A 26,758-nucleotide genomic window follows, 5' to 3' on the forward strand; every position below is an offset into this window, starting at 1 on the left:
TGGCTGACCGCTGGTGGCGTCGCGGCCCGGCGTGGATTTCGCCGTACGCGAGGCGGCGGCGGGCGAAGGCGGCGTCGAGGTCGGCAGGGCCGTGGTGGACTGCGTTCCGTCATGGCCTCGTCCGCGTAGATCGGCGGGCAGACGTTCAGCACTCGCTACTCGCTGCGCTCCAGCAACGTCCGCACCGCCGGTTCCGTGAGGCGTGCGACGTCCTCGGCCGACGCGCTCGCCAGCGGTTCCTTGCGCGTCACGGCGCGGACGAGGCCGATGCCCAGCAGCCAGGCCAGCGCGAGGTCCGCGCGCAGGGCGGCGTCGGGCTCGTCGGTGAGGGACGCGAGGACGCGGCCGTACTCCTCGCCGAGCTGTTCGCGCAGCGCGGCTCCGGCGCCGTCGCTGCCGGTGGAGCGCAGGTACGTCTCGAGGGAGCGGTCACGGCGCTCGGAGGAGTCCTCGAGCAGGCTCCGCAGCGTCTCGCCGAACAGCCGCTCGGGCGGAGTCGCCTCCAGTTGCGCGAAGCCGCCGCGCGCCATCACCGCCTCGAACAGGGCTTCCTTGCTGCCGAAGTACCGGAACAGCAACGCCTGGTTCGCGCCCGCGCGGCTCGCGATGTCCCGCACGGTCGTGCGGTCGAACCCGCGCTCGGCGAAGAGCTCCTGGGCCGCGTCGAGCAGCGCCGCCTTCGTCGCCGCGGCGTCCCGCCTGCGGGCCTGCGATTCTGCGGTCATGGCGAACGAGGTTAACCGCAGCGCGCACTGTGAGCGCGTTACCGCGTTCGGTCACGGTCGGACCGCGCACTCGATCGGGTAAGAACCGGCACCTCTTGTGGGCATGGCCACAGCGCGGAGCTGAACCACCGGTGGACGTTCGATCGTGGTCAACTGGAGATCGTGAACAGGGCAAGAGGGGACTCCGCATGAGCAATCCGTTGATCGCCCCGACGGTCGATTCGACCAAGGCGTACTCGGGGATCTCCTTGCTGGAAACCGCGAACGATCTGTCGTCGGCGATCGAGTCGGGTGATTGGGCGTCGGTGGCGATGGGCGCGGTGGGTACCGCGTTGGACGCGTTGTCGATGGCGATGGATCCGTTCGGCGCGATCTTGGCGGCTGGGGTCAGCTGGTTGATGGAGCATGTCGGGCCGCTCAAGGACGCGTTGAACGGGTTGACCGGTAATGCGGATCAGATCAAGGCGCAGTCGGAGACGTGGGCGAATGTTGCCAAGGAGTTGGGCAGCGTCGCCTCGGATCTGAACAGCGCGGTGATGTCGGATCTGCAGTCCTGGTCCGGGGATGCGTCGGATGCCTACCGGCAGCGGGCGCAGGATCTGGGGACGTTGTTGCAGTCGGCGCAGAAGGGCTGCGAGGGCGCGTCGTCCGGGGTGAAGACCGCGGGTGAGGTGGTCGCGGCGGTGCGGACGCTGGTGCGCGACATCATTTCGGAGCTGGTTGGGCATTTGATCAGCTGGGCGTTGCAGGTGGTGTTCACGCTCGGTATCGGTTTGGCGTGGGTGGTGCCGCAGGTGATCAGTGCGGTGGCGAAGACGGCGTCGCAGATCACGTCGATCGTGACGAAGCTGGTGAAGGCGCTCAAGGCGCTGATCCCGTTGCTGAAGAAGGCCGGGACGCTGTTCGAGGACGCTGCGAAGGCGTTGAAGAACATCAAGGGTGGCAAGGTTTCGACGGCGGGTAAGGGTGGCGACGTGGGCCCGATGCCGAAGGGTCCGCCCAAGCCCGCGGGCAGTGGTGGTGGCACGCCGAAGGGTGGGGGTGATGGTGCGCCGCCGCCGGCGAAGTCCGGTGGTGACGACTCGACGCATTCGTCCAGCGCGGGTGACCCCCCGCCGCCGCCGAAGAGCGATCCGCCGCCCCCGCCGAAGGGCGACGACTCCACTCACGCCTCCAGCGCCGGCGGTGGCGACACCCCGCACACGTCGAGCGCCGGTGGCGGCACGCCGAAGTCGCCCGGCCCGGCCTCGCGCAACCTCGAGGACGCGTCCGTCCACGGCTTCACCGACACCCCGATCGGCAAGAAGATCAAGGACGCGTTCAACCCGGTCCCGGCGAGCAAAGTGCGTCCGCAGGCCGGTCCCGGTGGCACCACCCGGCCCTCGCTCAACGCCGACACCCCGGGTGCGAACAACTTCGCCGCGAAGAAGTACCCGCAGCTCAACGACCTCAACAAGCAGGGCTTCTTCAAGCTCCGCGACAACCAGAACTGCACGAAGTGCATCACGGCCGTCGACGACATGCTGGGTGGCAACGTCCACAAGGCGGAAGTGCTCCGCAAGGGCGACGAGATCGGCACCTACCCCGACCGGAACCACCCGCTGCGGCAGAAGAACCCGGGTAGCGGGCAGCCGGACCAGCTCGACAGCTGGGACGACGTGATCCAGCGGGCCGACGCGTACCCGAACAGCAAGGGGTTCGTGATCGTGCACCGCGACGACGGGTCGAGCCACGTCATGAACGTCATCAAAGACGGTGACGGGGTCGCGTTCGTCGACGGCCAGTCCGGGAAGCTGGGCAAGCTGGACGACAACCCGCGCAACCTCGAGTACTTCCGCTACGACCCGCCGGGCCGGCAAGCCGGGGGCATCTCGCTGAACGGCCCCGCGGCGCCGGCACCCCCGGCACCGGCGCCGGTGAACCCGCTGCCGCCGGCTCCGCACCCCGTGCCGCCGCCACCGCCGGCCGCACCGGTACCCGCTGGCGCGGGCGCGGCGGACGACGTGCCGCAGGAGTACCAGGACTGGCTCACCTGGAACCAGCACCTCACCAACGGCTGACGGACGGAAACCATGGAACGACAAGAAGCTCTGGCCGCCGCGACGCGGCTTCTCGCCGGCTCGCTCGGCCCGGGTCTCGTGCACCCCTCGGCCGGGCCGGTGCGGCTGCGCGAGGACCTCGTCGGCGAGCACGAACTGGCGTGGATCGTGCCGTTCAACAGCATCGCCTTCCTCGACCACGGCGACCGCGAGAAGATGTGCATCCCGAGCGTGATCGCGGTGCCCAAGGCCGGAACGCCGGCGTTCTTCCCGCCCACCTACCTGCCGGTGCGGGACTTCCTCGACGAGGTCCGCGAAAGCGGCGAGAGCCTCGCCGGGTGGGCGCCGGAACCGGAACCCGCCGAGACGGTCGCGCCGAGCGTGCACGACACCGTGCTGCGCGGGCACCTCGACCCGGGCACGGGCAATTTCCTCGGCGGCCACACGCAGGCGCCGGGGCGGGGTCAGCGGTAGCCGCACCCCGGGTCGGCGGCGGGTGCGCCGAGCGCAGCGCCGTGGGGCAGGACGGCGAGCCCGATGATCACCGCCGGCTCGGTGCCGAGGTTGCGTCCCAAGTGGACTTCGTCGACGTGGTCGATGAAGGGTTCGCCGGGCCCGAAGACTTCCGTGTGCCCGCAGTCGGCCAGGTCGTGGGTCAGCGCGCCGCTGTGGACGACGGAGTGGATGGGGCCGGGGTGCGTGTGCCACCCGGTGCTCGCACCCGGCGCGATCGTGAGCTGGAGCAGCACGTAGTCGGTGTCGCCGACGGTCGTCCGGGAGAACGTCGTCTCGGTGACGCCGGGTGGCGCGTGGTCGCTCACGGTGTGGCCCCTTTCGGCTGGCTGCCAGCCAAGGCTATGGCGCCTGTCTGACGGTCGTCAATGTGACGTGATACCGCTACGCAAAGTAGTGTTGATCTCAGCGCGCTGGAGTGGCTGACAAAGCGGGAGCAACCCGATACCGTGAGTTGTAAGCAGGCGCTTACAAACCGGACTTTCCGCGAGATTGGGAGTTCTCCGCATGACCACCACGCAGTCCGAGCCCCTCGCCTACCCGTTCAACGAGGACGCGGGGCTCGCGCTCAACGAGGCGTACGCCGCTGCTCGCGAGACGGCGGGCATGATCCGCGTGCAGATGCCGCACGGCGAGCCGGCGTGGCTCGCGACGCGGTTCGCCGACGCCCGGTTCGTGCTGGGGGACCGGCGGTTCTCGCGGGCCATGTCGGAGCAGAAGGACGAGCCGCGGATGGCGGCGCACCGGCGTTCGGGTGGGATCCTCACCATGGACCCGCCCGACCACACGCGGCTGCGCACGCTGGTCGCGAAGGCGTTCACCGTGCGGCGCGTCGAAACGCTGCGTCCGCGCGTCGAGGAGCTCGCCACCGGCCTGATCGAGGAGATGAAGGCCGCCGGGCAGCCGGCCGACCTGGTCGACCTGTACGCGCTGCCGATCCCGGTCGCGGTGATCTGCGAGCTGCTCGGCGTGCCGACCGAGGACCGCCCGAAGTTCCGCGTGTGGAGCGACGCGGCACTGACCACCAGCGGGCTCACGGCCGAGGAGTTCGAGCGCAACCGCGCCGAGCTGCGCGCGTACATGGCCGGGCTGATCGCGCAGCACCGCGAGCAGCCGCAGGACGACCTGATGACCGCGCTCATCGAGGCCCGCGACGTGAAGGACCGGCTCACGGAGCTCGAGCTGGTCGACCTGTGCGTCGGCATCCTGATCGCCGGGCACGAGACCACGGCCAGCCAGATCCCCAACTTCGTCTACGCGCTGCTCGACCAGCCCGGGCAGTGGCAGCGGCTCGTCGACGACCCGTCGCTGATCCCGGCCGCGGTCGAGGAGCTGCTGCGCTTCGTGCCGCTGGGCGCCGGCGCCGGGTTCGCGCGCTACGCCACCGAAGACGTCCAGGTCGGCGACGTGCTCGTTCGCGAGGGCGAGCCGGTGCTCGTCGCGATCGGCGCGGCCAACCGCGACCGCCTGCAGTTCCGCGACGCCGAGACGCTCACCTTCGACCGCGAGGACACCCACCACCTCGGCTTCGGCCACGGCGTGCACCACTGCCTCGGCGCGCCCCTGGCCCGGCTGGAGCTGCAGGAGGCGCTCAACGCGCTCACGCGGGAACTTCCGGACCTGCACCTGGCGGGCGATATCGTGTGGAAAACGCAAATGCTGGTCCGCGGACCGCGCTCGATGCCGATCGGCTGGTGACCATGACCTGGAAAGTGGAGATCGACGAGCACACCTGCATCGGCTCGGGCATGTGCGCCTCGCTCATGCCCGAGCTCTTCGAACTGGACGGCGCCGTCGCCCACCCCCTCACCGAAACCACCCCACCCGACGAAACCGTCCTCGACGCCGCCGACTCCTGCCCGGCGATGGCGATCACGGTGACCGACGGCGCTGAGATCGTGGGACCGCGTCCGTAGTTCTCCGCCCGACGAAGGACCCTGCTCTCTTCAGCGGGGTCCTTCGTCGGGTCAGTTGACCGGCAAATAGGCCGCGACGTCCGCGAGCGCTTCGAGCGTCGCCCGCTCCACGTGTCCCGTCGCCTGGTCCGCTTCGGCGACGACCAGCCCGGCGCCGTCGGCGCGATCGGAGTAATTGAGACCGGTCATGCGCACGCCGGCGAGCCCCAGGATGGCGGCGATCTCCCACGGCCGGACGTCGCCGCTGCCCTGCACGGTCTCGACCTTGCGGAACTCGGCTGCCTGCGCTTTCGTCGTGAACCCGACGCGCACGACCGAGACGACCGCCGCGTTGCCGTGACCGTCGCCGACGGCGAGGAGCATGCCTTCGAGCGAGGTGCAGTGCGTCTTGACCAGGAAGTCGCGAACCCGGCCCGAGGTCGCGGCCAAGCAGTCGGTGTCGCGCTCGAGCTCCCTGAACTTCAGCCGGCTCCACGCCTGCTCCGAGTCACCTCTCTTCGTGATCTAGCGGCCCACCCGTCCCCCTCACCTGCTGACCACTGGTTGACCCAGCAGCGTTACCTCAGCACTCGTGCTCGGGAGACCGCCTCGGTCGCCCCGGCTCGGGGAATCGATCATCCGGCGACGGCTGTTACCGCCGGCCAGGGCCGAAGATCGTGTTAACGCGGAGCGTGGCGAACCGTAACCCTGCGCAGTTCTGGTAACACGGCGGTGTTCCGGACGACATCGTCCGGACTCGGGAACCCGGTGCACTGTGCGGCATGGATCTCCAGCTCGACGGCCGGCACAGGCCGGTGATCGTGGTCGGGGGCGGGCAGGCCGGGTTGTCGATGTCGCGGTGCCTGGCGGGTGCCGGGGTCGGGCACGTGGTGCTCGAGCGTGAGCGCGCCGGGCACGAGTGGTCGGCGCGGCGCTGGGACAGCTTCTGCCTGGTGACCCCCAATTGGCAATGCCGGCTGCCCGGCTTCCCCTACCCGGGCGACGACCCGGACGGCTTCATGGTGCGCGACGAGATCGTCGAGTACCTGCAGCAGTACAAGAACTCCTTCGACGCACCGCTCGTCGAGGGCGTCACGGCCACGCGGCTGCGGCAGCTGCCCGGCGGCGGCTTCCGGTTGACCACCACGCACGGTGAGCTCACCGCGGACCACGTGGTCGTCGCGACCGGGCCGTACCAGGTGCCGCTCACGCCGCGGCTGGCGGAGAAGCTGCCCGAGCACGTCGTGCAGCTGCACAGTTCCGAGTACCGCAACGCGGACCAGCTGCCCGACGGGGACGTACTCGTGGTCGGCACCGGCCAGTCCGGCTGCCAGATCGCCGAGGACTTGCACCTGGCCGGGCGGCGCGTGCACCTGGCTGTCGGGTCGGCGCCGCGGGTCGCGCGGCGCTACCGCGGGCGCGACGTTGTGGCGTGGCTCGACGATATGGGTTACTACGCCAGGGGAATCGACGAGTTCGCCGACGCCGACGCCGTCCGGTTCCGCGCCAACCACTACGTCACCGGCCGCGACGGGGGCCACGACATCGACCTGCGCGCCTTCGCCCGCGACGGCATGCGGCTCCACGGCCGGCTCACCGGTGTCCACAACGGACAGCTGGTCTTCGCCGACGACCTGCGCCGCAACCTCGACGCCGCCGACGCTGTGTCCGAGGGCATCAAGGACTCGATCGACGCCCACATCACCGCGCGCGGCATCGCGGCGCCGAAGGAAGCCCGTTACGTCCCGGTGTGGCACCCGGACGACGAACCCGGGACCCTCGACCCCGCGGCGATCTCCGCCGTCGTCTGGAGCACCGGCTTCGGCCGCGACCACCGCTGGATCGACGTCCCGGTGTTCGACGGCAAGGGCTACCCGACGCACCGCCGCGGCGTCACGAGCTGCCCCGGGCTGTTCTTCCTCGGCCTGCCCTGGCAGCACACGTGGGGTTCCGGCCGGTTCTGCGGCGTCGGCGCCGACGCCGAGTACCTGACGCAGCGCATCCTCGCCGGGGAACGCGCGGCGGACGTCCGCTGGATCTCCGGCACGCCCGTGAACACCGCGCCGGACGACGAGTGGGTCGCCCCGAGGACGGTGGCGTGATGCGCGGGCTCACCGACGCGCACCGCCACCTCGGGGTGCTGCCCGCGCACCCGTTCTACGGCGGCCCGCCCATCGCGCCCGCGATCGGCTCGCGCGCCACGATCGCCGAGCTGCTGTCCGATCTGGACCGCGAAGGCACCGAACGCGCCCTCGTGATCCCGAACTACGGCGTGCCCGACCCGGCGATCGCGTTCTCCTTCAACGAGCTCTGCGTCGAAGCCGCGGGCAAGGACGACCGGATCGCGGCCGCGCTCTGGGTGTCACCGCGAGCCGAGGACGCCACCCGCACCGACGCCGCGCTCAAGCTCGCAGGCGAACCGGGCGTGCGGGCGCTCAAGCTCAGCTTCCTCCTGGGTGGCCGGGCGAGCGACCCGGCGTGCACCCCGCAGCTGGACCGGATCTTCGCCACGGCGCGGGAGCACGACCTCGTCGTCCACGTGCACACCTCGCCCGGCGCCGCGTCCGATGTGGACGAAGTGGGCAAGCTCGTGGACACCTACGCCGACGACGTGAAGGTGCACCTCGTGCACTTCGGCGGCGGCATGAGCGGGCACCTCAAGCTCGCCGGCGGCCGCTTCTTCGACTGGATCGCCGCGGGCAAGCAGGTCTACACCGACCTGTCCTGGGCGATCGGCTTCACCCCCCGCTGGCTCGCCGAGGAGATCTCGCGACGCGGGATCGGGCACGACCGCGTGCTCTTCGCCTCCGACGAACCGTGGGGCGACCACGAAGGCGAGCTCGCGAAGCTGACCGCCGCGGTCGGCGACGGCGAGCTGGCCGACCACGTTTTCCGGAGCACGTTCGAGGTGCTGTACGGACCGAAGAAAGGGAAATGACCGATGGCCGAGCTGACCGAACTCGAGAAGACCAGCCTCGACGAGATCCCCCACCCGTCGTTGCCGCAGGGTTCGAACCTCTACGGCTCCACCAAGCTCTTCCCCGACTACCAGGCGGAGCACGGTGAGTCGTACTTCACCCTGGTGCACGGCATCGCGCACGAGTCGTCGGTGAGCTTCGTGGCGATCCTGCAGGCGACGCGCGCGCTGCGGAAGGGGTTCGAGACCGCGCTCTACTTCTACGGCCCCGGCTCGCTCAACTGCCTGGCCACGCGCGGGTTCCCGACCACGGGCAACGCCGCGTTCCCGGGTGAGCTGAACATCAACGACCAGCTCAAGACGTTCATCGCCGAGGGCGGCAAGGTCTACTGCTGCCGCTTCGGCCTGTCGCTGCACGGCGCCCGCGAGGAGGACCTCATCGAGGGCGTGATCCCCGCGCACCCGCTCGACGTGCAGGACGCCTTGATCCACTACGCGCGCAAGGGCGCGATCATCAACTCCACGTACATGTTCTAGGAGGCTCGCGTGCGCGTTGGCACCACTGAGGACAGTCTGGACACCCGCGCGGACCTCGCCGTCCGCGGCGTGCGGATGACCGCACCCGTCCAGCGCAGCAAGGGCGCCGGCCCGAGCGACGACGGGCACCTCGTCGTCGACGGTGCCAACGCCACGCTGCCCCTGAACGACGAAAGCCCGTACTCCGTGCGGGACGGGAAGATCTTCCGCGGCCGGCTCGACCTAGGCCTGTCCGTGACACCCGTGGCCCGGCCGAAGTTCTACGACCTGTCCACAACGGACGGGATCCCGTACCGCAAGATCGCGCTGCTGCACGGTAAAGACGTGCTCGCCAGCACGGTCGTGCAAACCTGCATCCGCTACGTCGAAGACCAGCGGTGCCGGTTCTGCGCCATCGAAGAGTCGCTGCACGCCGGCTCCACCATCGCGGCCAAGACCCCGGCGCAGCTCGCCGAGGTCGCGGAAGCGGCGGTACGGCTGGACGGGGTGCGGCAGCTGGTGCTCACCACCGGCACGACGGCGGGCCCGGACCGCGGTGCCCGGCACCTCGTGCGCTGCGTGCGCGCGGTGCTCGACGCCGTGCCCGGTCTGCCGATCCAGGTGCAGATCGAGCCGCCCGGCGACCTGGGTGTGCTCACCGAGCTGCACGAAGCCGGCGCGACCTCGATCGGCATCCACGTCGAATCGCTCGACGACGAGATCCGGCGGCGCTGGCTGCCGGGCAAGTCGAGCGTGCCGATGGTCGAGTACGAGGCGGCGTGGGACGAAGCGGTGCGAGTGTTCGGCCACAACCGCGTCTCCACGTACCTGCTGATCGGCCTGGGTGAAGACCCGGACACGCTCGTGGCGGGCGCGGGCCGGTTGATCGAGCGGGGGGTGTACCCGTTCGTCGTGCCGATGCGGCCGATGCTCGGCACGCTGGCCCGCCGCGACGGCGCCGTGGCTCCGCCGGCGGCGCTGGTGCGCGACGTGACGGGCCGGGTCGCCGAGCTGTTGCGGGCCGCCGGGATGACCGGCGCCGACCAGGGTGCCGGTTGCGCGGCTTGCGGCGCGTGCAGTGTGCTGAGCGCGGTGGGAGGCTGAGGTGGACCACGACATCCTGGCTCTGCTCGGTGACGGGCGCAGTGGCGCGGCGCCTCCGCCGTTTTCCATCGAACCCGCCGGCCACAGTGGACTGACGGCCTACCGCGCCCTGCGGCACGACACGTTCGTGGTGCGCCAAGGCCTGTTCGACCGGCACGACCTCGACGACCGCGACACCGATCCGCGCACGGTGGTGCTCATCGCGCGGTCCGGCGACGGCGGGGTGCTCGGTGGCGTCCGCCTCGGGCCCGCGCACGACGGCCCGGACCTCGGCTGGTGGACCGGTGGCCGGCTGGTCGTCGCGCCGGGCAGCCCGCCCGGCGTCGGCCGAGCGCTGGTGCGCGCCGCGTGTGCACGCGCCGAGCTGGAGGGCGCGCTGCGCTTCGATGCGACGGTGCAGGTGCGCAACGAGAAGATGTTCACCCGCCTCGGCTGGCACAGCGTCCGGCGGGTGCCGGTCGCCGGCGTGGACCACGTGCTGATGCGCTGGCCGATCGGCCGCATCGCCGAACTGGCCGCGGCGACGAAGCGTCCACTCGGGACACTGCTGCGCGGGATCACCGGCGTGCAGGGGTTCCTCGGCGACGACGGGGTGCCCGTGCCGGGTTCCGACCTGGTGGCGGCGTGCGACGCGATCGTGCCGTCGATGGTCGAGCGCGACCCCGAGTGGGCCGGCTGGTGCTCGGTGCTGGTGAACCTCAACGACCTGGCCGCGATGGGTGCCGAACCCGTGGCGCTGCTGGACGCGCTGGGTGCGCGTGACGCGTCCTTCGCGGCCCGGGTGCTGTCCGGACTGCGCAGGGCGAGCACCGCTTATGGCGTGCCGGTGCTCGGCGGGCACACGCAGTTCGGCGTGGCCGCTTCGCTGTCGGTCACCGCGCTCGGCCGTGCCGCCCACCCGGTGCCCGGCGGCGGAGGTGTTGCGGGACAACGGGTCTGGCTCACCGCCGACCTGAGCGGCCGCTGGCGGCCCGGCTACACGGGCCGCCAGTGGGATTCGACGAGCGGCCGCCGGACCCCGGAACTGCGGGACCTGCTGGGCGCTGTCGGCCGCGCCCGGCCGGCCGCCGCCAAGGACGTGTCGATGGCCGGGCTCGCCGGCACGCTCGGGATGCTCGCCGAGGCGTCGGGCTGCGGCGCGGTGCTCGACGTCGCCCGGGTGCCGCGGCCGGCCGGGACGTCGGTGGGCGACTGGCTCACGTGCTTCCCGGGCTTCGCCGTGCTGACGGCGGGCGCGCCCGCCCCGGCCAGGGCGGCGGTCACGGCGGAGTGCGGCGAGCTCGTGGCGGGCGCGGGCGTCGCGCTGCGGTGGCCGGACGGCGAGCTGACACCGGCGGTCGCCGGTGGGGTAACCGGACTGGGGAGAGCCGAGGAGAGAACATGAGCACGGTGCGGATGGCCGCGGTGGCGGCGCCGTTCGACCGCGACGTCGAGGGTGACTTCGCGCGGATCGAGAAGCTGGTCGCCGAAGCGCGGACCGAAGGGGTCGGCCTGCTCGCGCTGCCGGAGGCGGCGCTCGGCGGGTACCTCGCGAACCTCGACGGCGACGCGGAGGGACCGCCCGCGCTGGATCCGGCGGGCCCGGAGATCCGGCGGCTCGCCGCGATCGCGGGCGACCTCGTGGTGACCGCGGGCTACTGCGAACGCGACGGCGACCGGCGGTACAACTCGGCGGTGTGCGTGACCGGCGACGGTATGCTGGGCCACCACCGCAAGGTGCACCAGCCGCTGTCGGAGGACGCGAGCTACGGCGCGGGCGAGTCGTTCACCGCGTTCGACACGCCGGTGGGCCGGCTCGGCATGCTGATCTGCTACGACAAGGCGTTCCCGGAGTCCGCGCGGACGCTGGCGCTCGACGGCGCCCAGATCATCGTGTGCATGTCGGCCTGGCCGGGCAGCCGGACCAACCCGAGCGCGGACCTCGCCGAGGACCGCTGGAAACGCCGCTTCGACCTGTTCGACCGCGCCCGCGCGCTGGAGAACCAGGTGGTGTGGCTGTCGGCGAACCAATCGGGCGGGTTCGGGGACCTGCGGTTCGTCGCGAGCGCCAAGATCGTGGACCCCGGTGGCGAGGTGCTGGCCGACACCGGTGTGGGCGAGGGGCTGGCGATCGCTTCGGTCGACGTCGAGCACGCGCTGGAGACCGCACGGCGGTCGATGGCGCACCTGGCCGACCGCCGTCCGGCCGCGTACGCGTGACGGGGCCGGTCCGCATCGCCGCGGTGGCCGCGCACTTCGGGCGGGACCTCGACTTCGACCTGCGGCGCATCGCGACGCTGATCGACCACGCCCGCCAGAGCGGCGCGGCCCTGCTGGTGCTGCCCGACGCGGCGCTCGGCGGCTACCTCGCCGATCTGCGCCACCCCGACCCGGACGCGCTGCCGCCCGCGCTCGAACCCGGCTGCCCGGAGCTGAAGACGATCCAGGCCCTCGCGGCCGAGATGACCGTGTGCGTGGGCTACTGCGAGGCCGACGGCGCCCGCCGGTACAACGCGGCGGTGTGCGTGACGGGCGACGGCGTGCTGGGCCACCACCGCAAGGTGCACCAGCCGCCGGGCGAGCGTTCGGCCTACGACGCCGGTGAGTCCTTCGCCGCGTTCGACACGCCCGTCGGCCGGCTGGGCATGCTGATCGACTACGACAAGACGTTCCCCGAATCCGCGCGCTCGCTCGCGGTGGCCGGTGCCGAGATCGTCGCGTGCCTCTCGGCGTGGCCGACGAGCATCACGAACCGCGCGCCGCGGATGGCGCAGGACCGGCAGTCGCGGCTGTTCGACCTGTACGACCAGGCCCGCGCGGCGGAGAACCAGGTGGTGCTGGCGTCGGCCAACCAGACCGGCGCGATGGGCGGCATGCGCTTCCTGGGCCAGGCGAAGGTCGTCGGGCCGGGCGGCGAGATCCTCGCGCGCACCTGGTCGAAGGCGGGGCTGGCGGTGGCGGAGGTGGACGTGGCGCGCGAAATCGTGGGCGCGCGCCGAGTGCTGCACCACCTGGGGGAACGCAAACCCGCCGCGTACCGGGAGGCCTGACGTGCGCATCGCGTTGCTGAGCTACTCGACCAAACCCCGCGGCGGCGTCGTGCACACCCTCGCGCTCGCCGAGGCGCTCGCCGCGCTGGGCGAGGACGTCACGGTGTGGACCCTCGGCCGGGGCGGCGACAGCGGCTTCTTCCGGCCGGTGGACCCGCGGGTGCGCACGGAGGTGGTGCCGTTCCTGGACGTGCCGGGCGAGGCGGTGGGAGCGCGGATCCTGCGGTCGATTTCGGTGCTGCGCGGCGCTTTCCGGCCTGCCGCGTTCGACGTCGTCCACGCGCAGGACTGCATCTCGGCGAACGCCGTGGACCGCTGCGTGCGAACGGTGCACCACCTGGACACGTTCTCGACGCCCGAGCTGGCGGCGTGCCACGAGCGGGCTCTCGTCGGGCCGTACGCGCACGTCTGCGTTTCGGCCTCGGTGGCGGCGGAACTCTCCGCGGGCTGGGGCATTTCCTCGACGGTGATCCCGAACGGCGTCGACGCCGCGCGGTTCGCCTCGGCTCCGCCGGGGGACTGGCGCGCGCGGTTCGGCGCTTACGTCCTCGCGGTGGGTGGGATCGAGCCGCGCAAGGGTTCCCTGGATCTGCTGGAGGCCACGGCATTGCTGCCCGCTCCGGCCCCTCGGCTGGTGATCGCGGGCGGTGAAACCCTCTTCGACTACCGCGACTACCGAGCCCGATGGGACGCGCGGGCGGCCGAGCTGGGTCTGTCGCCGGTGGTGCTGGGTCCGGTCGCGCACGAAGCGTTGCCGTCGCTGATGCGGTCGGCCGCGGTGTTCGCGTTTCCCTCCACCAAGGAGGGCTTCGGCCTGGCGGCGATGGAGGCGCTGGCCGCCGGGGTGCCCTTGGTGACCCGGGATCTCCCAGTGCTGCGCGAGGTCTTCGACGGCGTGGCCCGGTTCGCGTCCACGCCGGCCTCGTTCGCCGCCGCGTTGGCCGACGCGTTGTCGGCCGGCCCGGACGACCGGGCCGCCGGCCTGGCCCTGGCGCGGCGCCATACGTGGGCGGCCGCTGCTGAGGCGCACTTGGCGTTGTACCGGTCGCTGGCGGAGCGCGGAACTGCCGTGCCGTTCGGCGTCGGGGGCTGATCCGATAGGTCCGTCGGCCGCGTGTGGCTTTTGCTCGCTTAGTGAACGGATCGAGTGGCTCTAGGTGCACCAGCCTCGGCGGATGGTCGAATCCGATGGCTCTGGGTGCACTGGTCTCGGCGGATGGTCGAATCCGACCAAGTGCCTCGCTGCAGGTCGGCCTCGGCGGCCTCGCTACGGGTCGGAGTCGGTGGCCCTTGTGTCTCGCTGCGGGTCGGAGTCGGCGGCTTGACTTGTCCACAACTCGGGTCGGGTGTGGACAAGCAGGCTGAGCACCGGGTTTCGTCGGTGTGCGCCGGTAGAATGGATCATGGGCGGCCCCCGGGAGGGTAGGTTTTTCCGTCGCGCGGGCGGGCTGGTGCTCAGCAGGACCAGAGTGCAGCAGCAGAGCGAGACCGTGGCGCGGGACGGGGGCGCGGCGCGGAACCGGAGCGAGGCGTGGAGCCGGGCACGCGGCTCTCGTGCGAGTGCGAGTGCGAGTGCGAGTGCGAGTGCGAGTGGTGAGTCGGGCACGCGGCTCTCGCGCGGGTGAGGGTGGGCAGCCGGCCACACAACTCGCCCGGTGCGGGTGGGGAGCCGGGCACGCGGCTCGCGCGGGTGGGGAGCCGGGCGATGGCTCTGGGGGAGCCGGGCAGTGGCGCTGGGGGAGCCGGGCCCGAGCCCCCGCATCGCCGCTGAGGGAGCTCTCGCCGGGCCGGATCGTCGTGGCGGGTAGGGGGACCGTGGCGGTCTACGGTGTCGGCTGAGGGGTGCGGACGCCGTTTTCGGTGACGACCGCGGTGATGAGGGCGGCCGGGGTGACGTCGAAGGCGGGGTTGAAGACGTCGGTGCCGGCGGGGGCCGTGGGGCTGCCGTGGAATTCGGTGAGTTCGGCGGGGGAGCGTTCCTCGATCACGATGTCCGCGCCGGTGGCGATGGCCGTGTCCACAGTGGACTCCGGTGCGACGACCACGAACGGCACGCCGTGGTGGGCGGCGGCGATCGCGAGGCCGTAGGTGCCGATCTTGTTCGCGACGTCGCCGTTGGCGGCGATGCGGTCGGCGCCGACGAGGACGCAGTCGACGAGGCCGCGGGCCATCGCGAAGGCCGCGGCGCCGTCGGCCTGCACGCGGTGGGGCACGCCGGCCTGGGCGAGCTCCCAGGCGGTGAGCCGGGCGCCCTGCAGCAGCGGGCGCGTTTCGTCGACCAGCACGGACTCGACGAGCCCCCGCTCGTGCAGGTGCCAGACGACGCCGAGGGCGGTGCCCCACGCGACCGTCGCGAGGTGGCCGGTGTTGCAGTGCGTGAGCAACCGCAGGGGCCGGCGCGCGCACTCGCGCAACACGACTTCCGCCGCGTGACCCGACGCGGTGCGGTTGAGCCGCTCGTCCTCGTCGAGCATCGCGAGGCCGAGAGCAAGCACGGCTTCGGGGCCGTCGTCGAGCCTGCCGAGCGCCCGCGTGACCCCCCACCGCAGGTTCACGGCCGTCGGCCGCGCGGCGGCGATCTTCTCCGCCGCACCCCGCACGTCACCCCCGGCGAACGCCGCCAGCGCGACGCCGAGCGCCCCCGCCGCCCCGAGCGCGGGCGCACCCCGCACGGCCAGCCGCCGGATCGCGTCGACGAGCTCGTCGACGGTGCGCAGCGCGCACGTCCGGTACTCCCCGGGCAGCGCCACCTGATCGATGATCACGACGGCCCCGTCAGCCCAGTCGACTGTCCTGCGCACACACCCTCCCGCGAAACCCGGTCGAGGACCATTGAACGGCACAACCGGCCCACCGCGCACCCACTACTGCACCTGCGGGTATCCGCTTCGATCCGCCGAAACCGATGGTCGCGTGCTTGTGGGCAAGTGACGCGGACCGCCGCTGGATGCTGAGGACCGTTGACCCTCGGCGCGCCCGGGCACCGAAAACCGGTCGCCACCAGCCCGGTCGGTCGACCACCATGCAGCCGGTGACCATCGAACGCCAGAACCCGCCCGGGCTGCACGCCACGCCCGGCTACCACCACGTGACGACCGTGGCCGGCCGCACCGCCGTGTACCTCGCCGGCCAGTGTCCGCTCGGCCTGGACGGTGCCGTCGTGGCCGGTGGTGTGCTCGAGCAGGTGGACCAGGTCGTCGCCAACACCGCGACGGCGCTGGACGCCGCCGGGGCGACTCCCGACGACGTGGTGCGCACCGTGATCTACGTGGCGACGGCCGACCGCGCCGTGCTCTCGGCGGTCTGGGACCGGTTCACCGCGTCCAAGATCGGGGCGGCCTTCAGCACGGCCAGCACCCTGCTGGGCGTGACCTGCCTCGGCTACCCCGGTCAGCTCGTCGAACTGGACGTCACCGCCGCCGTGTCATAGGCCCGCCATCAGGTCGGTCTCCGTGATCCCCGGGCCCTGGCCGGCGCGGATGAACCACTCGGTGCCGAAGGCGGTGCGGAACCCCTCGTCGGGCATGGCGAGGAACCACGACTCGTCGCTGATCTGGCTCCCGTGCGCCCGCATGGCGGCGCGCTTCGCGTCGAGGAAAGGCGTGACGTCGACCGCTGCCGTGATGTCGGCTTCCGCCGTGCCGAACTGCTGCTGCCCCTCGAAGTCCGGCAGCTGGTCCGCCGGGATCGCCCCCATCTCGACGGCCGCCTCCATCCCGCGGCGCATGTGGTCGCGGTTCGCGGTGGCCTCGTAGACGCGCTCGGTGCCCGCCAGCTCCGCCGCCCGCGCGCCGACGCGGTGGACCTGGATGTGGTCGGGGTGGCCGTAGTTGCCGTGGTCGTCGTAGATCGTGAGGACCTCGGCGTCCTCCTCGCGCAGGATCGCCGCGAGCCGCCCGGCCGCCTCCTCGACGTCGGCCGTCCAGAACGTGCCCGGACCGTCGTTCGTCGCCTCGCCCATCATGCCCGAGTCGCGGTACCCCAGGAACTCGACGCGCTTGACCCCCAGCACCTCGGCCGCCGCGTGGGTCTCGCGCACGCGGCGCTCCCACAGCTGCTCGCCCTCGGCGAGGAACCCGTCGGGCACCTCACCCAGCTCCCCCCGCGTCGCGACGACCAGCACCACGCGGTGCCCCTCGTCGGCGGCCTTGCGCATCACGCCCCCGGCGACGATGCACTCGTCGTCCGGGTGGGCGTGGAACGTCACCAATGTTGCCATGTCATCGAACCTACCCGCGGGGGCCGACAAAAACCGCCTCCGTCCGGTCGAGTGCTCACCTCCGCAGCGACGTCTCCTCCGCCATGTGCGACAGCTTCTCCGGGTTCCGCACCGCGTAGATGCCGGTGATCAGGCCGTCGTCGATGCGCAGGGCGAGGACCGTGTCCAGAGCGCCGTCGAAGTGGACGGTGAGGGCGGGGTAGCCGTTGACCTGGGCGGGAGCGGGCGTGGCCGTCGCGAGGTTGGGCAGGCCGGCGGCCAGGACGCGCGCCACTCGGTCCGCGCCGACGATCGGGTTGGGCACGGCCTGCTTGATGCCGCCGCCGTCGCCGAGGAGGACGACGTCCGGGGACAGGATGTCGAGCAGGCGCTGCAGGTCGCCGGTTTCGATGGCGTGCTGGAAGGCAGCGACGGCGTCGCGCGTTTCGGTGCGGGACACCGGCCCGCGGGGGCGCCGGGCGGCCACGTGCTCCCGCGCGCGGTGCGCGATCTGCCGCACGGCCGCCGGGCTCTTCCCGACGGCCTCGGCGATCTCGCCGTACGCCAGGTCGAACACCTCGCGCAGCACGAACACCGCGCGTTCCGTCGGCGCGAGCGTCTCGAGCACGAGCAGCATGGCCATCGAGACGTTGTCGGCGAGCTCCACGTCCTCGGCCACGTCCGGCGCGGTCAGCAGCGGCTCCGGCAGCCACGACCCGACGTAGGACTCCTTGCGGCGCCCGAGCGTCCGCAGCCGGCCGAGGGCCTGGCGCGTCGTGATGCGCACGAGGTACGCGCGGTGGTTCTGCACGTCGTCGAGGTCGACGTCGACCCAGCGCAGCCACGTCTCCTGCAGCACGTCCTCGGCGTCGGCGGCCGAGCCGAGCATCTCGTAGGCGATGGTGAACAGCAGGTTGCGGTGGGTGACGAAGACGTCGGTGCTGCGGTCGGCCATGCGCTGGTCCCCCTTCGATCCGGACAGTGTCCCCCACGAGATGCCGGCGGCCGCCGGTTCGTGACATGTCACAACGGTGGGCGCCGCGGCATCTGGTGGTCGACCGTCGGGGAAAACCACGAGAGGACGACCGATGACCCGCATGAACCTGATGGAGAACGCGCTCGCCGCCAAGTTCGCCAAGCGCTTCGCCGGCGCGAGCCTGCTGCTGGACGGCTCGGCGCTCGCACCGGCGACGCAAGAGCTCGTCAAGATCCGCGCCAGCCAGATCAACGGCTGCGGCTTCTGCCTCGACATGCACACCAAGGACGCCACCGCCGCCGGCGAAACGCCGCTGCGGCTCGCGCTCGTCGCCGCCTGGCGCGAGACCACGGTGTTCACCGAGGCCGAACGCGCGGCCCTCGCGCTCACCGAGGAGGCCACCCGCCTCGCCGACACCGCCGGCATCTCGGAGGACACGTGGGCCGCCGCCCGCAAGCACTTCGGCGACGACGAGCTCGCCGCCCTCGTGTGCCTGGTCGCGATGATCAACGCGGCCAACCGCATGAACGTGATCGTGCGCCAGGAGGGTGGGGCGTACGAGCCGGGGATGTTCGCGGAGTACGTGGCGAACTGAGCCGTGGTCCGGCCCGGAGGGTGGGGTGCTCCGGGCCGGGCGGGCTCACCAGATCCAGACCTGCCCGGTCTCGGTGCGCAGGTGAGCGGCTTCCGGCCCTGGGCGTGACTCGGCGTCGAGCGGAACGGCGAAGCGGTGTTCGCCGGAATCGACGGCGAGGAAGCGGCCCGGGATGAGTTCGCACTCGTCGATGGTCATACCGACGAAGTAGCGCATGACGGTCGGCGAAGTGCCGTGCGGGAAGCGCCAGTTGACGCAGCCGTGCCGGCCCCACGGGTTGGCGAAGGCACGCCGGACCGCTCCGTCGAAGTTCAGTTCGACGTGGTCGCGGGCGAAGCACGGCGAGCTGATCTCGCGGCCGATCAGCATCCGCAGCGGGCAGCGGGATCTTCGGTCACCGCACCAGGTTCGCGGACCGGGTGCGGTTTCTCCGCCTGGTTTTCCCGGCCCGGTGCTCGCCCGCTGGGTGGTCAGTTCGCCGAAACCGTTGTCTCCCAGGCGAAGCCGTCCGGGTCGGTGAAGGACGCGGTGCCGCCCACGGTGAGGCGGTGGGAACCGCTGCCTTCGGGCGCGACGCCGGCGTCCTTGGCGAGCGCGCGGCGCCGGTAGAGGCCCAGCCGGACGGGACTTTCGCCGGTGTCGAATTCGACGTACACGCGTCCGAAGCTCTTGCCGATGTCGAGGCCGTGCTCGACGTAGAAGCGCTTGCTGGCCGCGACGTCGCCGACGCCGAGCAGGAGCACGAGGCGGTCGAAGGTGCGCGTCGCCGGGCCGGTGTTCTTCTTGGCCGACGTCGCGACCTTCCAGATCGCGCCGTCCGGGGCCTGGACGACGCCGCCGTAGCCCCACATGGACTTGGCCGCGGGCTTCAGAGTCGTGGCGCCGGCGTGGGTGGCGGAGTCGATCAGCGCGTCGACGTCCGCGGGCTGCGCGACGGTGAGGGAGAGCGTGTAGCCGCGGAACCCGCTCGTGGGCTCCTGCGCGGCGCGGAACCGCAAGCGGTCCTGCCGCCCGAAGGCGTCGGTGTAGAAGCGTTCGGCCGCCGCGGGGTCGGCTACTTCGAGGGTGATGGTGTCGATGGAGGTCATGTCAGGGACGGTAAGCGCGCACACCTGACCAGTGCTTCTCCGATTCTGCTCAGTCCGGCCGCGGCCGAAGTCGACGGCTGCCGGCCCTGCTTTCGCGTAACGTCGTGATCTCGGAGCGACGAAAGGCACCCCCGCATGGACCCCAGGCGAGCCCAGCTGCTGTCCCGGGCCGGCGAGTTCAGCGAAGTGACCCTGCGCGCCGTTCAGCAGGAGTTCCCCAACGACATCCGCCGCACGATGCGGCACCCGGGGGACTTCCCGCACCGGCCCCGCGAGGTGCACCCGGCCTTCTACGGCTGCCTCGACTGGCACTCCTGCGTCGAAATGCACTGGGTGCTCGTGCGGCTGTTGCGCACCGTCCCGGACGCGGTGCCCACCGGCGCCATCCGCACCGTGCTCGACGAGCACTTGACCGCGCCGGCGCTCGCGGTCGAGGCGGAGACGTTCCGGGCCGCGCCGGGGCGGGCACGTCCGTACGGCTGGGGCTGGGCGCTCGCGCTGCACCACGAGATCGCGACCTGGGCCGACCCGGACGCCGAACGCTGGTCGGCGAACCTCGCCCCGCTGTCGGCGGCGGTCGCGGAGGCGTTCCTGCAGTGGCTGCCGAAGCAGACCTACCCGGTGCGTGGCGGTCTGCACAACAACAGCGCGTTCGGCCTGTCCCGGGCCCTGCCGTACGCGCAGGCCCGCGACGACGCCTTGCTCACGGCGATTCGCGAAGCCGCCACCCGCTGGTACAGCGCCGACGCCGACTACCCGGGCAGCTGGGAACCCTCGGGCGCCGACTTCCTGTCTCCCGCACTCACCGAGGCCCTGCTGCAGGCGAGTTTGCTGTCGCCACCGGCCTTCGACACCTGGTTCACCCGGTTCCTGCCCGCCATCGCCGACGCGCACCCCGCCGCTCTCTTCACCCCCGCCACCGTCTCCGACGACAGCGACGGCCAGATCGCCCACCTGCGCGGCCTGAACCTCAGCCGCGCGTACTGCTGGCTGCAGCTGGCCGGCCACCTCCCCGCCGGCGACCCGCGCGCCGAGGTGATGCGGTCCGCCGCGCGGCGCCACGCGGAACCCGAACTGGCCCACGTCAGCGGCGGCGACTACATGGTCGAGCACTGGCTGGCCTGTTACGCGGTGCTGTACCTGACCGCCCGCGCCGAATGACCGACGTCGGGCCGAACCGCGCGTGGCGCCCGGCGGCTACTCGGCGACGATCGCGTAGATGCCGTAGCCGATGATCAGTGCGCTGGCGGCGAAGCAGAGCCCGGCGGCGGCGTAGCGGACGCCGGCCGGGACCTCGGTGTCGGCGCGGGTGGGGGCCAGTGCCGCGATCCCGAGGGTCACCAGGACGATGACGGCGACCGCGGCGCCGAAGGAGAGCAGGAACACGAGTCCCAGCAGGTTCCACTGGAGGTGCACGAGTCGCTCCCGTCAGGGTTTGGTCGTGGCCGGCCGGGGCTGCACGACGGGGTCGTTGACGGTGGCGGCGCTGACCGGCCGGATCCGGGACAGCGCGTAGATGCCCGCGGCGACGGCCGCGCCACCCACGGCCACGAGGACGGTGCCGAGCGTCCCGGTGGAGGCGATCCAGCCCGCGATCGCACCCATGAGAGCAGCGGCGGGCATGGTGAACAGCCAGGCGAGCGCCATCTGGCCGGCCAGGCCCCAGCGCACCGTGGCCAGCCGCTTGCCGACCCCCGCACCGAAGATCGCGCCGGAGCACACTTGCGTTGTCGACAGGGGAATGCCGAGCTTGGACGACACGAGGATCACGGCGGCGCTGGTGGTTTCGGCGGCGAAGCCCTGGGGCGTCTCGATGTGGGTGATCCGTTTGCCCAGCGTCCGGATGATCCGCCAGCCGCCGAAGTACGTGCCGAGCGAGATCGCGAGCCCGGCCGCGAGGATGACCCACGTCGGTGGTCCCGCGTCCTGCGGCAGGGTGCCGGCGGTGATCAGGGTCAGGGTGATGACGCCCATGGTCTTCTGCGCGTCGTTGGTGCCGTGCGCCAAGGAGACCAGGGACGCGGAGGCGATCTGGCCGATCTTGAACCCGCGGCCGACCGTCTCGCTGTTGCGGCGCTTGCTGAGCAGGTAGGCGAGGTACGTACCGGTCATCGCGACCACGCCGGCGATGAGCGGCGCCAGGAACGCGGGGATCAGCACCTTGCCGACCACGGTGGAGAAGTTCACCGCGCTCGAGCCGGCGGCCACCCAGGTCGCGCCGATCAGCCCGCCGAACAGCGCGTGCGAGGAGCTGGAGGGCAGGGACAGCAGCCAGGTGAGCAGGTTCCACAGGATCGCCCCGACCAGCCCGGCGAAGATCACGGTCGGCGTGATGGCCGCTTCGTTGACCAGGCCACCGGAGATCGTCTTCGCCACTTCGACCGACAGGAACGCCCCCAGCAGGTTCAGCGCCGCCGACACCGCCACCGCGACCCGGGGCGCCAGTGCCCCGGTCGCGATCGAAGTGGCCATCGCGTTGGCCGTGTCGTGGAAACCGTTCGTGAAGTCGAACAGCAATGCGGTGATGATGACGATCAACACGATCGTGGTCATGCGAAAACACTGCGACTGTCAGGCAAACACGAGTTGAACAGAATATTTCGTCGAGCTAAATAGCGACGGCTTCGGCTTGATCTTTTTGACCGCGGGTCCAGGCGGCCGCGGGGCGGACCGGCCGTGGTCAACCCGCGGCCGCAGCACGTGGATCCGGTGTCAGTACTCGTTCTTGATGACGAAGTAGGAGCCGCGAATGGTTCCGGCCAGCTTCGACTTCTGTCGGGCAAATTTGAACGACGCGAGTTCCTCGGGGATTTCCATCCCGTCGGAGAGCTTGAACCCGACCGCTCGCTTCCCGGAGTCGTCGAGGGTGTACATCACGTTGATCGACAGGCCGTTTTCGTAGAAGACGTACGCCATTCGGATGTTCTCGACTTGGAACTCGGTCGCCTCGAGCGGGCGAGCGGAGATGACGATGCCGCGTTCTTCCTCGAGGATCCGGTGCACCCAGTCGATGATCGACGCGGACTCGCCGGCCGGCTCGACCGTGAAGACGTGGCTGTACTTGTTCTTGAAGTACCGGGCCTCGTTCGCCCGCAGGCCGGCCAACGCGGCCGCCACCGGCGACGATTCCAGACCGGCCGTCGATACGGTGTCGAAGTCCACGGCGTGGGGCATGGTCAATTCCTCCGTGTGCACGTCCGGTCGGTGTCCTCAGGTCTCGTCCACCCAGGGTCGACCTCAGCGTATGCCCTTGCGGCCCGCCCCGTGGTGGGGCGGGCCGCAAGAGGTGAGGGGTCAGCGGAGGCCGAGGGCGCGGACGATCGTTTGGGTGACGGAGTTGCCGGCGGAGTCGGTGGCGCTCACGCGGAGGGAAGCGAAGCGCGCCTTTCTCGGTGCGTCCAGGTGGTAGGTACCTCGACGGTCGTCGGTGAGGCGGGTCCAGGTGGTCCCGTCGTCGTAGGAGACCTCGACGCGGGGGGAGCGAGGGGTGCCGCCGCCGGCGACCGACACCGGGGTCAGGCCCACTGAAACGGGGGCGCGTTGTTCGACGGTGACACCGAACTTCGAGTCACGTGGCACGGATCCGGACACGTCCGGGTCAACGGCGTAGCGGATCTGCAGGAGCGGGAGCAGGTCCTGTTCGCCGGGGACCTTCGGGGCGGCCGAGGTGAACGCCCACGCTGTCGTGGTGGAGGACGAATAGGGACTGAGGGACGCGTCGCGCTGGTTCGCGACGACCAGGCGGTACTGCCGCGGCGCGGCGCTGGGGGCCGTGGGGTACATGATGAGTCCGTTGTCGGACCTGCCCAGCTGGGTGTCGCCCTGGTAGAGGGTCACGGTCTGGCTGGCGTGCTGCGAGTCCGAGATCGCGCCGACGTGGTCGGCGTTGCCGTACCCCGGCACGTCGATCCGCAGCTGGTCGCCCGTGCGAGTCGGCCCGAGGTAGTTGTTGTTGAGGTAGGGCCGCTGGATGGGCGTGAACCATTCGTCGCTCGACACGGTGCCTGGTTGGTACGTCCGGGCGGCGCCCCACTCGCCCAACCGGCCGTCGTTGACTTCGTGGCCCCACCGGTTCGCGCCGTCGGTGGTGACCCAGTCCGTGCGGCGGGCGCCGGCGGCCATGGCGACGTAGTTCCCGATGCCCCACTCCGAATACGACGGGAAGTCGTACCGCCATTCCTGACCGCCGCCGTTCGGGACGGAGCCGGCGAACGTCTCGTCGACGCGCGCGAGGTTCTTGCCCGACGCGTGGACGATCATGTCCTGGGGCACCTCGTTGTCCCACGTGTGCATGAGGTCGTAGACGTAGGCCGGCGCGGGGTGCGACTCCGTGCGCAGCGCCGCGTTGCGCTGCCGGGCCTGGGCGATCAGCTCGTCGCCCTCGTCGGGGCTCAGGAGCCCGACGTCGACGGGGCTCGGGTGCAGTGAGTCCGTGCCGAAGAACAGGCTCTGTCTCCCGGGCCGGTCGTTGGCCACCAGCAGCAGCTTGGCGCCCGCGTCAGCCGCCGCCTCGGCCAGCGCGGCCGGGGTCGCCGACGCGGTGCGCCGGATGACCACTGCCTTGCCGCGCGCGCCGAGACCGGCGTAGTCCGACGGCGCCCCGGCACCCGCGTAGACGAGCGGCAGGGTCCGGGTTCCGTCGGGCAACGGGGTGCCGCCCGCCTGCCGCAGGACATCGGTGTAGCCGGTCCCCCGGACGGACACCGTCAGCGCCGGCTGTTCCTTGCGCCACCGGGCCCCGACGATGAAGTCGCCGTGCGTCACCTTGCCCTGCGGCTGGATCCACAGGCTGTCGAAACCCGCGTCGGTGAGATCGAAGTCGTGCCAGCGGCCGTTCTCGTTGAGCATCCGCGAGTACTCGAGCCGCAGGTAACTGGGGACGCCGGGCTGCGGAGTGGTCTCGTCGACCAGCCGGACGTGGCCGGCGTCCAGCGTGATCGTGCGGTCGCCGTCGAACGTGAAATCGGGATCGCCGAGCAGCGCCACCCCCTGCGACCGCGGGCCGTGGACGCCGGGCACGGTCAGGTACCCGAGCGCCGAGTACTGGTCGTCCGGCGTGTAAAAGCTCACCGTGCCGTCGACCGGGACCGGGATGGGGTTCGGATCGCCCGCCCGCAGCACCATGACGAAGGCGGACGCGGGCTTGCCCGCGGCGTCCTTCACGTTGATGGTCAGCAGGTGCGCCGGCGCGCCGAGTGAGACCGCGGTGTGCGCGGCGAGGGCGCCGTCCGCTCCGGTGGCCAGGATCTGGGCGCTGAAGCCGGTGGACCCGCTGGGCGCGGCGTGCGGATCGAGGGTCACGGTGACCGTGGCGGTGGCGTGCGCGGGCACGGTAACGCGGTCGTCCGAGAGCCCGAACATCCCGCTGGGCGCGCCAGGCGCCGCGATCGACAGTGCGAGGTTCACCGGCGTGGCACCGAGGTTGGTGTAGGTCACCGGGCGCTGGACCGGGCCGGAAGCGTCCTGCCCGGCGTACGCGGTGGCCGACGCGAAGACCCCGGCGCGGGCGACGGCTGCCACGTCCACGCGGCCGCTGCCGGCCTGGAACGCGGTGTAGTCGGGAGTCTGCTTGGCGGTGCTGGTGAGCAGGTCCTTCAGCTGGGCGCCGGTGAGTTCGGGGTGCTTCGCGGCGAGCAGCGCCGCGGCGCCGACCACGTGCGGCGTGGACATCGACGTGCCGCTCAGCGTCTGGTAGAAACCTTCGCCTTCGGAGGCGTACTGCGACCGCGCGGCCAGGATGTCGACGCCGGGCGCGGTGATCTCCGGCTTGAGCGCGCCGTCGCCGACCCGGGGACCTTGGCTCGAGAACTCGGCGAGGTGGTCACCGCTGTCCACCGCGCCCACGGTGAGGGCCGCGTCGGCAGCACCGGGCGAGCTGACGGTGCCGGGGCCGGAGGTGTTGCCGGCCGCGATCACGAACAGCGCACCGGTCTGCGCGCTGAGCCGGTTCACCGCCTGCGACATGGGATCCGTACCGTCGGAGGGCTCTTGCGTGCCCAGGCTCATGTTGATGATCTTGGCGTGCTCGTCGACCGCCGCCCACTCCATGCCGGCGAGGATCTCGGAGTCGCTGCCGGAGCCGGAGTTCGCCAGCACCTTGCCGATGTGCAGGCGAGCGCCCGGGGCAACCCCCTTTTCGGTGCCGCCGGACGCGGCGCCCGTGCCGGCGATGGTGGAGGCGACGTGGGTGCCGTGGCCGTGGAGGTCCTTGACGTCCTCGCCCGGGATGAAGCTGCGGGTGCCGGCGATGCGTCCCGCCAGATCGGGGTGGCCTTCGTCCACGCCCGTGTCGAGGACCGCGACGTCGACGCCCTGCCCGGTGTCGCCGCCGGTCCAGACGTCGGGCGCGCCGATCTGCGCGACCGATTCGGCCAGGTCCGCGTAGACCTTGCCGTCGAGCCAGATGTGGTTGATGCCGTTCGCGAACGCCGGTGCCGCTCCACCCGGCGCGAAGGACGACGACGTCCCCGCCGTCACCGCGGCCCAGAAATCCCGCGCCTGCGCGTGGTTCTGGGTGACGGCGGCGCCGTCGACACTCGGGAGCGGCCGGACCAGCGCCGATCCCCGCGGCGCGGTGTTCGCGCGGAAGCCTTGGCCGGCGTAGGAAACGATCAGCGGCAGGTCGCCGCGGTGGGCGTCGTCGTAGCCGTCGGCGATCAGGTCGGTGACGTCGAAGAGCCGCCGGTCGAGCACTCCCCCGGCGAGGTAGGACACCGCCGAGTACGGGAAGACGTACACGTCTCCCGCCGACTCCAGGATCCGCGCGTTGGCGGGTCCGCCGTCCGGTCCCTTGACCGAGATCGTCCCGCCGCTGTCAGCGGGGTCGCCGGTCGCGTTCACCGTGACGACATCGCCGGTGATCAAGGTGACGGTGTGGGCCTGCGGGGCCGGGTGCCCCGCTGATCCGCCGGGAGCGGCCGACGCCGAACCGGCGACCACGATCGAGCTGAGCGACGACGCGAGGCACGCGGCCGCCGCGACGGCCCGACGCTTGCGTGAAGTTCTCAACGACGGGATTCCTTTCTGCGCAGGGGCAGACCGGTGGGCGCTACTGCCACACCGGAACGGCCGAACAGTGCCAGCCGCCCCCACCCGCCACAAGATCTCCGCGTGGCTGCTCACTGCCAGCTGGCACAATTTCGACAACTCGGGTAGGACTTCGC

At 71.5% G+C, this 26,758-nt stretch carries 27 protein-coding genes; 15 read left to right on the plus strand and 12 right to left on the minus strand.

Annotated features, from left to right (window positions below; translation table 11 throughout):
* Nucleotides 1-155 precede the first annotated feature (155 nt).
* Nucleotides 156-725: a TetR family transcriptional regulator gene (locus ACIA77_RS31660; RefSeq protein ID WP_395889672.1), complete on the minus strand. Its 570-nt coding sequence runs from the start codon at nucleotides 723-725 to the stop codon at nucleotides 156-158.
* A 188-nt stretch (nucleotides 726-913) separates the two neighbouring features.
* On the opposite strand from ACIA77_RS31660, the gene ACIA77_RS31665 reads away from it, so the two are divergent.
* Both ACIA77_RS31665 and ACIA77_RS31670 read left to right on the plus strand, forming a co-directional pair.
* Nucleotides 914-2,785 (plus strand): toxin glutamine deamidase domain-containing protein, encoded by a 1,872-nt coding sequence (locus ACIA77_RS31665; RefSeq protein WP_395889673.1) that lies wholly within the window; start codon nucleotides 914-916, stop codon nucleotides 2,783-2,785.
* 12 nt (nucleotides 2,786-2,797) lie between these two features.
* Nucleotides 2,798-3,238, plus strand: coding sequence for a YrhB domain-containing protein (locus tag ACIA77_RS31670; RefSeq protein WP_395889674.1), 441 nt, complete (start codon nucleotides 2,798-2,800; stop codon nucleotides 3,236-3,238).
* On the opposite strand, the gene ACIA77_RS31675 is transcribed toward ACIA77_RS31670, so the two are convergent.
* On the minus strand, nucleotides 3,229-3,585 hold the full coding sequence (locus tag ACIA77_RS31675; protein WP_395889675.1) for a cupin domain-containing protein: 357 nt from the start codon (nucleotides 3,583-3,585) through the stop codon (nucleotides 3,229-3,231). The two genes, ACIA77_RS31670 and ACIA77_RS31675, sit on opposite strands and share 10 nt — an antisense overlap.
* A gap of 199 nt (nucleotides 3,586-3,784) precedes the next feature.
* On the opposite strand from ACIA77_RS31675, the gene ACIA77_RS31680 reads away from it, so the two are divergent.
* Nucleotides 3,785-4,975, plus strand: coding sequence for a cytochrome P450 (locus tag ACIA77_RS31680; protein WP_395889676.1), 1,191 nt, complete (start codon nucleotides 3,785-3,787; stop codon nucleotides 4,973-4,975).
* 2 nt (nucleotides 4,976-4,977) lie between these two features.
* On the plus strand, nucleotides 4,978-5,193 hold the full coding sequence (locus tag ACIA77_RS31685; protein ID WP_395889677.1) for a ferredoxin: 216 nt from the start codon (nucleotides 4,978-4,980) through the stop codon (nucleotides 5,191-5,193).
* 51 nt (nucleotides 5,194-5,244) lie between these two features.
* On the opposite strand, the gene ACIA77_RS31690 is transcribed toward ACIA77_RS31685, so the two are convergent.
* Nucleotides 5,245-5,622 (minus strand): hypothetical protein, encoded by a 378-nt coding sequence (locus ACIA77_RS31690; protein WP_395889678.1) that lies wholly within the window; start codon nucleotides 5,620-5,622, stop codon nucleotides 5,245-5,247.
* A gap of 332 nt (nucleotides 5,623-5,954) precedes the next feature.
* On the opposite strand from ACIA77_RS31690, the gene ACIA77_RS31695 reads away from it, so the two are divergent.
* From ACIA77_RS31695 to ACIA77_RS31730, 8 genes are read left to right on the plus strand one after another with little or no spacing between them, the layout of a single operon-like run.
* Nucleotides 5,955-7,274, plus strand: a complete 1,320-nt coding sequence (locus ACIA77_RS31695; RefSeq protein ID WP_395889679.1) for an MSMEG_0569 family flavin-dependent oxidoreductase — start codon at nucleotides 5,955-5,957, stop codon at nucleotides 7,272-7,274.
* Nucleotides 7,274-8,110 (plus strand): amidohydrolase family protein, encoded by an 837-nt coding sequence (locus ACIA77_RS31700; protein WP_395889680.1) that lies wholly within the window; start codon nucleotides 7,274-7,276, stop codon nucleotides 8,108-8,110. The genes ACIA77_RS31695 and ACIA77_RS31700 overlap by 1 nt, the downstream gene beginning before the upstream one ends.
* Before the next feature lie 3 nt (nucleotides 8,111-8,113).
* Nucleotides 8,114-8,626: an MSMEG_0572/Sll0783 family nitrogen starvation response protein gene (locus ACIA77_RS31705; protein ID WP_395889681.1), complete on the plus strand. Its 513-nt coding sequence runs from the start codon at nucleotides 8,114-8,116 to the stop codon at nucleotides 8,624-8,626.
* Nucleotides 8,627-8,635: 9 nt separating this feature from the next.
* Nucleotides 8,636-9,709, plus strand: a complete 1,074-nt coding sequence (locus ACIA77_RS31710) for an MSMEG_0568 family radical SAM protein (protein ID WP_395889682.1) — start codon at nucleotides 8,636-8,638, stop codon at nucleotides 9,707-9,709.
* Nucleotide 9,710: 1 nt separating this feature from the next.
* Nucleotides 9,711-11,093: an MSMEG_0567/sll0787 family protein gene (locus ACIA77_RS31715; protein WP_395889684.1), complete on the plus strand. Its 1,383-nt coding sequence runs from the start codon at nucleotides 9,711-9,713 to the stop codon at nucleotides 11,091-11,093.
* The gene (locus ACIA77_RS31720) at nucleotides 11,090-11,908 is read left to right on the plus strand and encodes a carbon-nitrogen hydrolase family protein (RefSeq protein ID WP_395889685.1); all 819 of its coding nucleotides are present in this window, start codon (nucleotides 11,090-11,092) and stop codon (nucleotides 11,906-11,908) included. Before ACIA77_RS31715 ends, ACIA77_RS31720 begins: the two co-directional genes overlap by 4 nt.
* Nucleotides 11,905-12,738 carry a carbon-nitrogen hydrolase family protein gene (locus ACIA77_RS31725; RefSeq protein WP_395889686.1) on the plus strand — a complete coding sequence of 278 codons (834 nt, stop codon included), beginning with the start codon at nucleotides 11,905-11,907 and terminating at the stop codon, nucleotides 12,736-12,738. Before ACIA77_RS31720 ends, ACIA77_RS31725 begins: the two co-directional genes overlap by 4 nt.
* Before the next feature lies 1 nt (nucleotide 12,739).
* Nucleotides 12,740-13,831 (plus strand): MSMEG_0565 family glycosyltransferase, encoded by a 1,092-nt coding sequence (locus tag ACIA77_RS31730; RefSeq protein ID WP_395889687.1) that lies wholly within the window; start codon nucleotides 12,740-12,742, stop codon nucleotides 13,829-13,831.
* A 730-nt stretch (nucleotides 13,832-14,561) separates the two neighbouring features.
* Here the strand turns inward: ACIA77_RS31730 and mtnA are convergent.
* Nucleotides 14,562-15,539 carry an S-methyl-5-thioribose-1-phosphate isomerase gene (gene mtnA, locus ACIA77_RS31735; RefSeq protein ID WP_395889688.1) on the minus strand — a complete coding sequence of 326 codons (978 nt, stop codon included), beginning with the start codon at nucleotides 15,537-15,539 and terminating at the stop codon, nucleotides 14,562-14,564.
* A gap of 221 nt (nucleotides 15,540-15,760) precedes the next feature.
* Between mtnA and ACIA77_RS31740 the strand changes: the two genes are divergently transcribed.
* Nucleotides 15,761-16,168 carry a RidA family protein gene (locus ACIA77_RS31740; protein WP_395889689.1) on the plus strand — a complete coding sequence of 136 codons (408 nt, stop codon included), beginning with the start codon at nucleotides 15,761-15,763 and terminating at the stop codon, nucleotides 16,166-16,168.
* On the opposite strand, the gene ACIA77_RS31745 is transcribed toward ACIA77_RS31740, so the two are convergent.
* Together ACIA77_RS31745 and ACIA77_RS31750 are read right to left on the minus strand one after the other, a co-directional pair.
* Nucleotides 16,163-16,957, minus strand: a complete 795-nt coding sequence (locus tag ACIA77_RS31745) for a PIG-L family deacetylase (protein ID WP_395889690.1) — start codon at nucleotides 16,955-16,957, stop codon at nucleotides 16,163-16,165. The genes ACIA77_RS31740 and ACIA77_RS31745 overlap by 6 nt on opposite strands.
* 55 nt (nucleotides 16,958-17,012) lie before the next feature.
* The gene (locus ACIA77_RS31750; protein WP_395889691.1) at nucleotides 17,013-17,891 is read right to left on the minus strand and encodes an RNA polymerase sigma-70 factor; all 879 of its coding nucleotides are present in this window, start codon (nucleotides 17,889-17,891) and stop codon (nucleotides 17,013-17,015) included.
* 133 nt (nucleotides 17,892-18,024) lie between these two features.
* Here ACIA77_RS31750 and ACIA77_RS31755 point away from each other — a divergent pair, with 133 nt between their 5' ends.
* Complete coding sequence (locus ACIA77_RS31755) at nucleotides 18,025-18,507, plus strand: carboxymuconolactone decarboxylase family protein (protein ID WP_395889692.1); 483 nt, start codon at nucleotides 18,025-18,027, stop codon at nucleotides 18,505-18,507.
* 45 nt (nucleotides 18,508-18,552) lie between these two features.
* On the opposite strand, the gene ACIA77_RS31760 is transcribed toward ACIA77_RS31755, so the two are convergent.
* Nucleotides 18,553-18,876, minus strand: coding sequence for a hypothetical protein (locus ACIA77_RS31760; RefSeq protein ID WP_395889693.1), 324 nt, complete (start codon nucleotides 18,874-18,876; stop codon nucleotides 18,553-18,555).
* Between the two features lie 101 nt (nucleotides 18,877-18,977).
* Complete coding sequence (locus ACIA77_RS31765; RefSeq protein ID WP_395889694.1) at nucleotides 18,978-19,595, minus strand: glyoxalase; 618 nt, start codon at nucleotides 19,593-19,595, stop codon at nucleotides 18,978-18,980.
* Between the two features lie 135 nt (nucleotides 19,596-19,730).
* Here ACIA77_RS31765 and ACIA77_RS31770 point away from each other — a divergent pair, with 135 nt between their 5' ends.
* Entirely contained in the window at nucleotides 19,731-20,756 is a 1,026-nt protein-coding gene (locus ACIA77_RS31770) for a DUF2891 domain-containing protein (protein ID WP_395889695.1), read from the plus strand.
* Nucleotides 20,757-20,792: 36 nt separating this feature from the next.
* On the opposite strand, the gene ACIA77_RS31775 is transcribed toward ACIA77_RS31770, so the two are convergent.
* The 4 genes from ACIA77_RS31775 to ACIA77_RS31790 form a co-directional block, all read right to left on the minus strand.
* Nucleotides 20,793-21,011, minus strand: a complete 219-nt coding sequence (locus ACIA77_RS31775) for a hypothetical protein (protein ID WP_395889696.1) — start codon at nucleotides 21,009-21,011, stop codon at nucleotides 20,793-20,795.
* 12 nt (nucleotides 21,012-21,023) lie between these two features.
* Entirely contained in the window at nucleotides 21,024-22,148 is a 1,125-nt protein-coding gene (locus ACIA77_RS31780) for an anion permease (RefSeq protein WP_395889697.1), read from the minus strand.
* Nucleotides 22,149-22,307: 159 nt separating this feature from the next.
* Entirely contained in the window at nucleotides 22,308-22,769 is a 462-nt protein-coding gene (locus ACIA77_RS31785; RefSeq protein WP_395889698.1) for a phage tail protein, read from the minus strand.
* Nucleotides 22,770-22,889: 120 nt separating this feature from the next.
* The gene (locus ACIA77_RS31790; protein ID WP_395889699.1) at nucleotides 22,890-26,603 is read right to left on the minus strand and encodes a S8 family serine peptidase; all 3,714 of its coding nucleotides are present in this window, start codon (nucleotides 26,601-26,603) and stop codon (nucleotides 22,890-22,892) included.
* Between the last annotated feature and the right edge of the window lie 155 nt (nucleotides 26,604-26,758).

The sequence above is a fragment of the Amycolatopsis sp. NPDC051903 genome, assembly GCF_044452505.1.
In the GTDB taxonomy this organism is placed as follows: domain Bacteria; phylum Actinomycetota; class Actinomycetes; order Mycobacteriales; family Pseudonocardiaceae; genus Amycolatopsis.

What these genes read in the sequence shown, in the direction of transcription:
- ACIA77_RS31660 (WP_395889672.1), bottom strand. Translation starts at nt 725, where the DNA reads ATGACCGCAGAATCGCAGGCCCGCAGGCGGGACGCCGCGGCGACGAAG.
- ACIA77_RS31665 (WP_395889673.1), top strand. Translation starts at nt 914, where the DNA reads ATGAGCAATCCGTTGATCGCCCCGACGGTCGATTCGACCAAGGCGTAC.
- ACIA77_RS31670 (WP_395889674.1), top strand. Translation starts at nt 2,798, where the DNA reads ATGGAACGACAAGAAGCTCTGGCCGCCGCGACGCGGCTTCTCGCCGGC.
- ACIA77_RS31680 (WP_395889676.1), top strand. Translation starts at nt 3,785, where the DNA reads ATGACCACCACGCAGTCCGAGCCCCTCGCCTACCCGTTCAACGAGGAC.
- ACIA77_RS31685 (WP_395889677.1), top strand. Translation starts at nt 4,978, where the DNA reads ATGACCTGGAAAGTGGAGATCGACGAGCACACCTGCATCGGCTCGGGC.
- ACIA77_RS31695 (WP_395889679.1), top strand. Translation starts at nt 5,955, where the DNA reads ATGGATCTCCAGCTCGACGGCCGGCACAGGCCGGTGATCGTGGTCGGG.
- ACIA77_RS31700 (WP_395889680.1), top strand. Translation starts at nt 7,274, where the DNA reads ATGCGCGGGCTCACCGACGCGCACCGCCACCTCGGGGTGCTGCCCGCG.
- ACIA77_RS31705 (WP_395889681.1), top strand. Translation starts at nt 8,114, where the DNA reads ATGGCCGAGCTGACCGAACTCGAGAAGACCAGCCTCGACGAGATCCCC.
- ACIA77_RS31720 (WP_395889685.1), top strand. Translation starts at nt 11,090, where the DNA reads ATGAGCACGGTGCGGATGGCCGCGGTGGCGGCGCCGTTCGACCGCGAC.
- ACIA77_RS31740 (WP_395889689.1), top strand. Translation starts at nt 15,761, where the DNA reads ATGCAGCCGGTGACCATCGAACGCCAGAACCCGCCCGGGCTGCACGCC.
- ACIA77_RS31745 (WP_395889690.1), bottom strand. Translation starts at nt 16,957, where the DNA reads ATGGCAACATTGGTGACGTTCCACGCCCACCCGGACGACGAGTGCATC.
- ACIA77_RS31750 (WP_395889691.1), bottom strand. Translation starts at nt 17,891, where the DNA reads ATGGCCGACCGCAGCACCGACGTCTTCGTCACCCACCGCAACCTGCTG.
- ACIA77_RS31755 (WP_395889692.1), top strand. Translation starts at nt 18,025, where the DNA reads ATGACCCGCATGAACCTGATGGAGAACGCGCTCGCCGCCAAGTTCGCC.
- ACIA77_RS31760 (WP_395889693.1), bottom strand. Translation starts at nt 18,876, where the DNA reads ATGCTGATCGGCCGCGAGATCAGCTCGCCGTGCTTCGCCCGCGACCAC.
- ACIA77_RS31765 (WP_395889694.1), bottom strand. Translation starts at nt 19,595, where the DNA reads ATGACCTCCATCGACACCATCACCCTCGAAGTAGCCGACCCCGCGGCG.
- ACIA77_RS31770 (WP_395889695.1), top strand. Translation starts at nt 19,731, where the DNA reads ATGGACCCCAGGCGAGCCCAGCTGCTGTCCCGGGCCGGCGAGTTCAGC.
- ACIA77_RS31780 (WP_395889697.1), bottom strand. Translation starts at nt 22,148, where the DNA reads ATGACCACGATCGTGTTGATCGTCATCATCACCGCATTGCTGTTCGAC.
- ACIA77_RS31785 (WP_395889698.1), bottom strand. Translation starts at nt 22,769, where the DNA reads ATGCCCCACGCCGTGGACTTCGACACCGTATCGACGGCCGGTCTGGAA.